At 49.9% G+C, this 1,797-nt stretch carries 1 protein-coding gene; it reads right to left on the reverse strand.

Annotated elements, in window-relative coordinates; genetic code table 11:
- Positions 1-50: 50 nt before the first annotated feature.
- Positions 51-1,541 carry an ATP-binding protein gene (locus FGF66_RS12290; RefSeq protein ID WP_139457927.1) on the reverse strand — a complete coding sequence of 497 codons (1,491 nt, stop codon included), beginning with the start codon at positions 1,539-1,541 and terminating at the stop codon, positions 51-53.
- Positions 1,542-1,797 lie beyond the last annotated feature (256 nt).

Below are 1,797 nucleotides of genomic sequence, written 5' to 3' on the forward strand. Positions count from 1 at the left end.
CGTCAAGATATGGATATTTCAGTTAAATCGATAGATTTCAATACCTTATGTCAGTACTGACTTTTTAGAGATGCCCTATATCTTTCAAGTTTTAGCAAGATTTTTATGACATGTAGTCTCGAAGCTACATCTTCAAGATTTTTAGCCTTTTCATAAGGTGGATGAGGAACTGATGAAAAGTGATCCACAACGCGTAGCCCATATTTGTTAGTTTCCTCTGTTTTCATGAATCCAACAGTTACTCCGCGGACTACGGGATGCAGGTGATACCGTCGCAAATAACTATCGTATTGTATCAGACCGCGAAGTTCAATATCTCTTACGGTTGTAGATAATTTTTCTAATGCCTCAGGAGTTGACGCTGATTTCTCCCAGATTAAAAACGATTGCTCAAATTTTCTTCTGCGATATTGGTCGGCTTTATATTTCTCTTTTGCACCTACTTTTTGCCAGTGTCCCATTGATTCCCAATCTTTGCATTTTTCTGGGTGTTCTGGTTTTTCAACCCTTTCTGGTTCTGGAGGCATATGAGGATTGAATGCACTCAGTGTTTCATAATCGACCGACGAAGAAATGAGCGCAAGAGTAGACAGTAATTCTCGGCTTTTATCCGATAATGCTTCGAATGCCGCTCTGAGAATATGATTTCTTCTCTGGATAAGATCGAGTTTTGCCAAGTCAAGATATGCTCCACCTTTAGAAGACGTATCGGCAACCCATGTATCGAAGTTTCCTCGGTCTGGCAGATAGTTGGTGATTAAGCCTGCGAGCACGCCGATAATAAGCGGGTGGTTGTCGCAGTTCTGTGAAAGGTACTCCTGAATTTTTTCTGAGTCGCCGATAATGCCGCATGAACGAAAAAGCAGTTCAGCATCAGCAGGGCGCAGGCCGGGAAGCGTGATGCGTTTGGCTCCTGGAATTGCCTGGCTGGAGGGATTGAGAAACGCCCGCGGGATGAGGCGCGAACTGACGAGAATTTTCGACGGCGCGGCGGCGGCAAGTCGGCGCAACAGGTCGCTGTCCTCCTCGCGGATGGCGTCGCACGGGTTGCGGTTCAGTATTTTGTCGGTCGGAGCGTTTGCCTCTTCGTCCGGCACTTCGGCGGCGTCGATGCGATGGTAGGCGACCAGCACGCGCTCCAGTCCGTCGAGGATGAGCAGCCACGGACGCTCGTGCAAGCGGGCGAGGAGGTCATCGGCAAGCTCCGGCGTTTTCTTCTTTTCCAGCTCCTCCATCGGCCTGCCGGTCATGTACGCCAGCGCCCGGCGGCAGAAATCCGCCATCACCGCACCTCGCTCGTAAAACGAATACCAGAACCGCCCCGCCCAATCGGAACGAACCGTCGTCGCATGGTTCGTCGCCCACTCCCACGTCAGCATACTCTTGCCATTGCCGCCAATCGCTTCGTACAAAAGCAGATTGGTCGGATCAGCCGCCTTCGCCCAATCATCCAACTCCTGCAACTGCGCCTCGCGCCCGACAAACTTGTGCGAACCGATATAATCCGGTTCAGCATAAAACGCCGGAGGTGCAGGAATCACGTGCCCGCGATACGTTTGGTGAGTCGTGGGGGCCGGTGTGGATTGAGGAGGTTCTACGTTTTGCGGTTCGAGAAGTTTCTGCAAATCAGCAACAGGCGCGGCAATCTTTCTGGTAAACTCGTCGAGACTGTTAAAAACCGCATAGACACGTTGAACTTTTGAGTCGGATGATTGCTGCTGGGTCAGTGAGATAAAGTGTGTAAACGGTCATAGATTCCACTCATGAAACAAGGAGCAAAACTATGACCAGAAAGAA

The sequence above is a fragment of the Chlorobaculum thiosulfatiphilum genome (assembly GCF_006265165.1).
In the GTDB taxonomy this organism is placed as follows: domain Bacteria; phylum Bacteroidota; class Chlorobiia; order Chlorobiales; family Chlorobiaceae; genus Chlorobaculum; species Chlorobaculum thiosulfatiphilum.